General features: G+C 67.6%; 8 protein-coding genes and 1 pseudogene. 5 read left to right on the top strand and 4 right to left on the bottom strand.

Annotated features, from left to right (window positions below):
• The 4 genes from ACX80W_RS10165 to ACX80W_RS10180 are packed head-to-tail and all read left to right on the top strand — an operon-like array spanning window position 1 to window position 3242.
• Window positions 1–1395, top strand: a complete 1395-nt coding sequence (locus tag ACX80W_RS10165) for an MFS transporter (RefSeq protein ID WP_459282869.1) — start codon at window positions 1–3, stop codon at window positions 1393–1395.
• A complete protein-coding gene (locus ACX80W_RS10170) occupies window positions 1379–2146 on the top strand; it encodes an SDR family NAD(P)-dependent oxidoreductase (protein WP_459282870.1) in 768 nt (255 codons plus the stop codon). The genes ACX80W_RS10165 and ACX80W_RS10170 overlap by 17 nt, the downstream gene beginning before the upstream one ends.
• Window positions 2146–2853, top strand: a complete 708-nt coding sequence (locus ACX80W_RS10175; protein ID WP_459282872.1) for an SDR family NAD(P)-dependent oxidoreductase — start codon at window positions 2146–2148, stop codon at window positions 2851–2853. Before ACX80W_RS10170 ends, ACX80W_RS10175 begins: the two co-directional genes overlap by 1 nt.
• A 23-nt stretch (window positions 2854–2876) precedes the next feature.
• Entirely contained in the window at window positions 2877–3242 is a 366-nt protein-coding gene (locus ACX80W_RS10180; RefSeq protein ID WP_459282874.1) for a hypothetical protein, read from the top strand.
• Window positions 3243–3272: 30 nt separating this feature from the next.
• Here ACX80W_RS10180 and ACX80W_RS10185 read toward each other — a convergent pair.
• The 4 genes and pseudogenes from ACX80W_RS10185 to ACX80W_RS10200 all read right to left on the bottom strand — a co-directional run.
• A pseudogene (locus ACX80W_RS10185) lies at window positions 3273–4778 on the bottom strand (MFS transporter); the annotation flags it as partial.
• Window positions 4779–5203: 425 nt separating this feature from the next.
• The gene (locus ACX80W_RS10190; protein WP_459282876.1) at window positions 5204–6139 is read right to left on the bottom strand and encodes a nuclease-related domain-containing protein; all 936 of its coding nucleotides are present in this window, start codon (window positions 6137–6139) and stop codon (window positions 5204–5206) included.
• Between the two features lie 186 nt (window positions 6140–6325).
• A complete protein-coding gene (locus tag ACX80W_RS10195; protein ID WP_459282878.1) occupies window positions 6326–6823 on the bottom strand; it encodes an SRPBCC family protein in 498 nt (165 codons plus the stop codon).
• Window positions 6820–7161 (bottom strand): ArsR/SmtB family transcription factor, encoded by a 342-nt coding sequence (locus ACX80W_RS10200; RefSeq protein ID WP_459282880.1) that lies wholly within the window; start codon window positions 7159–7161, stop codon window positions 6820–6822. Before ACX80W_RS10200 ends, ACX80W_RS10195 begins: the two co-directional genes overlap by 4 nt.
• 251 nt (window positions 7162–7412) lie before the next feature.
• Between ACX80W_RS10200 and ACX80W_RS10205 the strand changes: the two genes are divergently transcribed.
• Window positions 7413–7861: hypothetical protein (locus ACX80W_RS10205; protein ID WP_459282882.1), on the top strand; the 449-nt coding region annotated here is incomplete at its 3' end.

Below are 7861 nucleotides of genomic sequence, written 5' to 3' on the forward strand. Positions count from 1 at the left end.
ATGTCCACCCAAGAGGCAGGTGTCGACCTCTCGACGCCCCAGGGAGACGAGAAGCGCCGTTTCCCTTCATTCACCAAGAAGCAGACGACGACGGCGACCGTCCTCGCCCTCCTCGCCTGGACCGTCGCGGTCTTCGACTACGGCCTGTTCGGCACCCTCCTGCCCGCCATGCAGGATGAGTTCGGCTGGACGGCGCCCGAGGCCTACGCAATCAACACCTGGATCGCCGTCGGTACGGCGGTCGTCTGCTTCGGGATCGGCCCGGTCATCGACCGGCTCGGGCGGCGCAAAGGCATGATGGTCACCGTCGGCGGCACCGCCGTCGTCTCCGGCCTCACCGCCCTGATCCCCACCGGGCTCGGCTTCCTCAGCAACGGCCTGCTCATCTTCGTCCGCTCATTCGGCGGCCTCGGTTTCTCGGAGCAGGCGGTGAACGCCACCTACATGAACGAGGTGTACCAGGTCACCGAGGATGAGAAGAAGCACAAGCGCCCCGGCTTCCACTACTCGTTCATCCAGGGCGGGTGGCCGCTCGGCTTCCTCCTCGCGAGCGCCCTGGCCCTGGTGTTCCTCCCGATCTTCGGCTGGCGCGCCCTGTACCTGATGGCCACCATCCCGGCCTTCATCATCGTGTTCCTCATCTCCAAGAAGCTCAAGGAGACCCCGCAGTTCGAGCTCCACCACCGCCTGACCGAGCTCGAGAAGTCGGGCAAGACCGATGAGGCGCACGCCCTGGCCCGGTCCTTCGGCGTCGAGCACTCCTCGACCGCTCCCCTGAAGCGCATCTGGGAGCCGGAGCTGCGCCGGAACACCATCGTGTTCTCACTCGCGTGGATCCTGAACTTCTTCGGCATCGCGATCTTCAGCGTCCTGGGCACCTCGGTCCTGGCGAATGCCAAGGGCGTGGAGCTGTCGACTGCGTTCTGGCTGCTGATCGTCATCAACCTGCTCGCCTACTTCGGCTATGTGTTCCACGGCTGGATCGGTGACAAGATCGGGCGAAAGCGCACCATCATCGGCGGCTGGATCATCTCCGGGCTGTCGTTCGCCGTCATGCTGAGCCCGCTGGTGGAGAGTTCGTTCCTGATCATCCTGACCTACGGCACGGGGCTGTTCTTCCTGGTCGGCCCGTACGCGGCCATCCAGTACTACATGGCCGAGTGCTACCCCGTCAGCTGCCGGGCCACGGGCCTGTCCTTCATCGGGGCGATGAGCCAGCCGGGCACCATTATCGGCGGCGCCCTGTTCACCATCGTTGCCACCGCCGCCGGAACCGGCGCCGCCGCCCTCTGGGTCGGTGCCCTCGGCACCCTCCTCTCGGGCTTCATGATGATGGGCGCCAAGCACGTGGACGCGGTCATGCGGGAGGAGTCACCCCATGACGTCCCAGCCTGAGGTAGCGATCATCACGGGTGCGGCGAGCGGCATCGGCCGCGCCCTGGCGGTGAACTACGCCCAGCGCGGGGTGGTGTCGATCATCGGCACCTTCCCCGGGGATCCCCACGACCCCGAGCAGACCCTCGATTCGGTGAAGCACGCCGGCGGCATGGGGATCATCCACGAGGTTGACGTCCGCTCAACCGAGTCGGTCGACGCGTTCGCCGAGCGGGCTCTCACCGAGTACGGCAGGCTCGATTACGCCATCGCCAACGCCGGGATCCTGCGCAACGCCCCGCTGCACGAACTGTCCGACGACAAGTGGGACGACATGCTCAATGTCGACCTCACCGGGGTGCTGCGCACCCTGCGTGCGGGCTCACAGCGGATGAACGACGGCGGCGCCCTCGTGGCGGTCTCCTCGATCGCCGGCGGCGTGTACGGGTGGGAGGAACACGCCCACTACGCCGCGGCGAAGGCCGGCGTGCTGGGGCTGGTGCGCAGCGTCGCCGTCGAACTCGGCCCCCGCAGGATCCGGGCCAACGCGGTGATTCCGGGGCTGATCGAGACCCCGCAGTCCCTCGATCCGGTCAACTCACTCGGCCCCGAGGGGCTGGAGCGGGCGGGCAAGGACATCCCGTGGGGGCGGGTGGGCCGTCCGGAGGAGGTGGCCAGCGTCATCGGCTTCCTCACCTCGGAGGCCTCCGTCTACGTCACCGGGCAGGCGCTCATCGTCGATGGTGGACTGACCGTCAAGATGAGGGCCTGATGTCCCCCTTTGACGGGCGGGGGGTCGTCGTCACCGGCGGGGGCAGCGGAATCGGTGCCGCCATCGCCGACGCGTTCCGGGCCGGGGGCGCCCGGGTGGCGGTGCTCGACCGGAACGCGTCGGCGGAAGGCACCTTCGCCGTCGACGTCGCCGACGAGCACAGCGTCGCCCGGGCGTTCGCCACGGCCCGGGAGGACCTCGGGCAGGTGGATGTCCTGGTGAACAGTGCAGGGCTGCTCACCGAGTCGCCGCTGCAGGACATGGGCCTTGAGCAGTGGAACGAGACCCTCGCCGTCGACCTGACGGGCGTCTTCCTGTGCTGCAGGGAGGTGGTGGCGGAGATGCGGGAGCGGAAATGGGGGCGCATCATCAATATCGCCTCCCAGCTGGGGATCAAGGGCGGAACCGGGCTGAGCCACTACAGTGCCGCCAAGGCCGGGGTGATCGGGATGACCAAGTCGCTGGCCCTCGAGGTGTCGGGCGACAACGTGCTGGTGAACTGCATTGCGCCCGGTCCAATCGAGACGCCGCTGGTCGACGGCATTTCGGAGGAGTGGAAGGCCGCCAAGCGGAAAGAGCTGCCGCTGGGCCGGTTCGGGACGCCGGAGGAGGTGGCGCCCACGGCGCTGCTGCTGGCGAGCGACCCCGGCGGCAACCTCTTCGTGGGGCAGACCCTCGGGCCGAACTCGGGTGACGTGATGCCGTGAGCCTCCCGGAAGAGCGGTGAACCATGTGTGGAGCGTGCGGCCGGACCATCGTCGCCGATGACGTCGTCGGGCAGGTGCGGACGCTGAGGCAGCACCTCCTGGTCGCCTCGGCCGTCAACGCACTCTGCGACGGGCTGCCGGGGGTTCCCGGCGTCTCCGTTGCCGGGGACTCCTGGCAGCTCCGCGGCGTGACCGGAGCGGTAACCGGGTGTGACACCGTCGCGGAGCTGTGGGCCGATATCGCCGCCGGGTGCCCGCCGGCGGCCCTTTCGCGGCTGGCCGACCGGCTGGCGGCGGAGCGACCTGCCGCCGAGGGGCTGCGGCGGGCCGTCATCGACGCGGGACTGGAGCGCTTGTCCCTGTCATCGGCGGCGGGTGCGGGCGCCTAGCTACGCCTCGAGGTCCTCGGATCCGCGCGTTTCCGGCACGAGATCGACGGTGCGCCGCAGCGGCCGTTCCTTAATGAAGAGCACGCAGACGAGGGCGAGGACCGCGAAGCCGGCCGTGATCAGGAAGATCAGCGCGGTGCTGTCACCGTAGGCGGCCCGGATGATCTCGGCCACCGGTGCCGGCAGGTTCACGAGGTCGAGGCTGCCCCCGGCCGCCCCGGCGGGATCGGTGGGCACGCCCGCCGCCGCGAGCCCCTCGGTGGTGCGGTTGGTGACCTGGGTGCCGAGGATGGCGCCGAGCACCGCGACCCCTGTGGCACCGCCGATGGAGCGGAAGAAGGCGACGGAGGCGCTGGCGGAGCCCACGTTCTTCAGCTCCACGGTGTTCTGCACTGCCAGGACGAGGTTCTGCAGCATCAGGCCAAGGCCCATGCCGAAGAGGAAGGTGTAGACGCCGACGAGCCGGAGATCGGTGAGGTGATCGATGGTTCCGGAGAGGCCCAGCCCGGCGATGAGGAACACGGCTCCGAGGATCAGGAACCGCTTCCACCTGCCGTACCGGGACACGAGCTGCCCCGCGCCGACCGAGCCGATGAGGTTGCCGGCGATCAGAGGCAGGGTGAGCAGGCCGGCCTCGGTCGGCGTCGCACCGCGTGCCACCTGGTAGTACTGCCCGAGGTAGGTCGAGGAGGCGAAGAGGGCGATCCCGACGGCGATCGAGGCGAGGATGGCGAGCGCCGTCGTGCGTTCGGAAATGATCTTCAGCGGGATGATCGGCTCGGCCACCCGCGTCTCGACGAGCAACAGGAGACCCAGCAGCACTGCGCTGCCGCCAACCATGGCGGCGCTCTCCCAGGAGAACCAGCCGTAATAGCCCGCCTTGCCGGCGAAGGAGACCCAGATCAGCGCCAGGCTCACGCCTGCGGTGAGGAGGATCGAACCGACCCAGTCAATGCTGACCTTCCGGCGGAGGTGGGGAAGCTTGAGGGTGAACTGCAGCAGGATGAGCGCGACGACGGCGAGGGGTACGCAGACGAAGAAGGTCCAGCGCCAGCCGAGCGGCGAGTCGACGATGAAGCCGCCAAGCAGCGGACCGCCGGCCGTGGCGACGGCCATGACGCCGCCGAGGTAGCCCGAGTACCGGCCGCGTTCCCGCGGCGGGATGATGGTGCCGATGATGGCCATGGCCAGGGCCGTGAGGCCGCCCATGGCGATGCCCTGGATCACGCGGGCCGTCAGGAGCACCGGAATGGTGGAGGCAAAGCCTGCCAGGACCGAGCCCGCGACGAAGATGACGATGCTGAGCTGGACCATGAGCTTCTTGTCGAACAGGTCGGCGAACTTGCCCCAGATCGGGGTGGTGGCGGCGTTGGCCAGGAGTGCTGCCGTGATGACCCAGGCGAAGTCGGTCTGGGAGCCGTTGAGGTCGGCCATGATCGTGGGCAGGGCGTTGGCGACGATCGTGCTGCTGAGGATCGCCGTGAACAGTGCCGCGAGCAGTCCGGTGAGGGCCTGCAGGATCTGCGCATGTGACATCGAGGGTGGCTGGGCGCCGTTCGATTTCACGGGAGTTTCGGGAGTTGCGTGTGCGGTGATATCTGCCGATGAGTATGCCATTGTGCTTCCGGTGTTGCCGACGGGGAGTCGGTGATGGCTGGCGGTCGTCATTGCCCGTCGGTGGTGGTCGTGCGCTGGTGAGGGATTCGGAGCCGGTTAGCAGCCGGATGAGGTGGATGACGAGGTAGTCACAGGAGACGACGCGGGGACACTACCGTCCCGATACCGACGGGCGCCTTCCGGTGAGCTACCCGGACCGGTCCCTCACCCGCAGGCGTCCCGTCGGAGATAACAGTCCTCAACAAGTGCTTCGTTGCTTAAAGTAACTATAATCCGGGAAGAATTGACAGTCAATGGATCCCCGGCTGGACGGCACAGGGCCGGACCGGTACCGGCCGGAATGCTCATGGAGACGCTGGCGGCTGTGCGGGCTGGATCAGGCCCGTTCCTGCGGGGACGGGGACCACCGAGGGTTCGCTCAATTGTGCGGTGACCTCACGGACCAGTGAGAGCACTACGAGAAGGAGGACCAACTGCAGCAGGTTCCGGACGAGGCCCTGCCGTTTCTTTCGGCGCCTGGACGAACCGCGCGGCGCGGTCCGGGACGGCCGAGGGGACCAGGGGCCTGCGTCCGGCCGGCTTCCTCGGGCGCCTCCCACCCTGCCCGCCCGTTGCCGTGCGGCCCGGCGCCGTGCATCGAGTCCTTGGCTTGCCGCGGACGATGGGTCAAGGGTTGCCGTGGTCAGGAGTGAGTGGGCTCCGGGGCCCGTCAGCTGTGCGGCGAGGTAGGTATGGATCGCCGCCACAAACGGACCCTCGAGCACCTCCGGAAGTGCGGCGGCCGCAGCCGTGAGGGTGTCAATCCCCTCAATCCTCACTCCGGCCGCCGTGGCGCCGCGCATGGCGGGTTGACCGACCATGCAGAGCCAGGCCTGCACCAGCGTCCTGTGTTGGGGTTCGAGCAGGGCCGCCACGGCGGCGGCCTGCTCCAGGGCGGCGGCCGTTGACCGGCTGCGGGAGTGGCCGTTCTGGATCAGCTCCCCGTGCCGAAGGCTGACGTCTCCGGACCAGTTTTTTGCATCGATAACGAGGATTCCTCCCGGCCCGATTGCCAGGTGGTCGATGTTCGCCTTCGGTCGACCCGGCCAGTGGACATCGTGGAGGACAAGCCATCCAGAACGCTCAAGCTCCGCCATTCGGCCGGCCACCAGCACTTCACCGGCGGCACCCGCAGCCCACGCACGCTCATCGTCCTCGGCTTTTTCCAGCTGGCGCCGAAGCCGCTGAACCCGTTCCGCAGCCAGCCTTGCCTGCTCTGCCGCTCCGTCGCCCGCTGTCATTGTCGTCCCCCAGTCCCCAGCCCTCGAACAGCGTAAGGGATGCCGGCCGCGCGCTCAGCGCAGGATTTCCGCAGGAATTCCCGTCGCATGCTATATGCGCGGCCTGTGGGCAAGCGGCAACGCTGGGGGCGCAGGGCCTCCTACCGTCCGAAAGCTGACGGAAGGAGGCCCCGATCCGCGTGCGCCCTACTTGCTGTCGGCGTGCTGCTGCAGGCGGGCAAGGATCTTGTCGAGGCGGTTGTTACCTTCGACGACGCCGCCCTCCATACCGTTTTCAATCATTGCGTCGCGGGCCTCCATCGTCGGGTAGACGGCATGGGCTACGGCGCGGGTCCGCCCTCCCTCGAGCTCTTCGAAGGTCACGCTCTCGATGCTGACGTAGCCGGGGGCGCCGAGGAACTCGAAGGTCTGGATAATCCGCTCAGGCGGGGTTGCCGAATGGAAGACGCCGCGGAACCCATACCCCGTGCCGTCGGTGTCGCGGTGCACGAAGGACCACGATCCGCCGTCCCGCACGTCGTACTCCCGCAGTTCCACGGTGAGCCGGTCCGGACCGAGCCACTGCACCACCAGTTCGGGGTCGCTGTAGGCGCGGTACACGAGCTCGCGCGGGGCGTCATACTCGCGGACGATGTCGATGAACGGCAGGTCCGGAACTGCGGTGATCACTGTTGCATTGCTCATGATTCCTTCTCCTTGAGTGTTTCAAGCACTGTGTCGAGCCGGCGGTACTGCCGCTCGACGGTGAGACGGTGGGTATCGATCCAACCGGTCAATGCCTCCAGTGCCGCCGGATCGAGATGGCAGGGACGGCGTTGTCCCTCCCTGGTGCGGGTGATCAGCCCTGACTGCTCAAGCACCTGGATGTGCTTTGAGACGGCCTGCTTCGTGATGGGGAACGGTTCAGCCAATTCATTGACCGTCGCGGGGCCGCGGGAGAGTCGGGCGATGAGGGCCCGACGGACCGGGTCGGCGAGGGCGGCGAATGCCGAGTTGAGCTGCTCCTCGGGTCCTTGCTTCATGATCTACCTGTCAGTTGATCAACCAATCGGTTGATAGTCCAAAGCTAGACCTGCCCGCCCAACAGGTCAAGGGTTTTCTGTGCCTTTTTGCCCGATTTTCGGTAGATTCCAGCACCCACTTCAACTCGCACCCCGGCATCCGGTCCGGCTTGGACCACGGCACCCGCCACCTGTGGATATCTTCATCCCACCGCTTGTCCACATAGGCCATTCTCCAGGAAAATTCGAATTCCTGTTCGATAAAATGAACTATGGCAACGGCACCGGTCGAGGAGCATGCGGGCACTGTGGGAATCCTCTCCGCAGTACACGCCGAGCTCACGGAATTTGCCGCCACTTTCTCCGACCGCTTCCTGCTGCTGGGACGCCACGAGGTCACCGAGACGATCGCCGGCATCGAGGAGCTTTCCAAGGTCGTGGACCACCTGCAGGTCCTGGGCGCCCATGCCGCCGAGCAGCACCGCCTCGCCGGCCCCGGGGAGGGCCCGTGGCCCGCCGCCAAGCCGGCCGGCGGCGGCACGCGCACCGAGTTTCGAGATACCGCAGACTACCTTCGGGCACGGCTTGGGATCAGCCGCAGCGAGGCGGCCCGGCGGCTGCGCCTGGCCTCGAGTACCCAGCCGGCGGTGCCCGCCGGCGGCCAGGGAACCCCGGCCCCGCTGGAGATCCTCGCCGGGGCCTTCGGCCGGGGGAGGGTCAG

Source organism: Arthrobacter melezitosi (assembly GCF_054511055.1).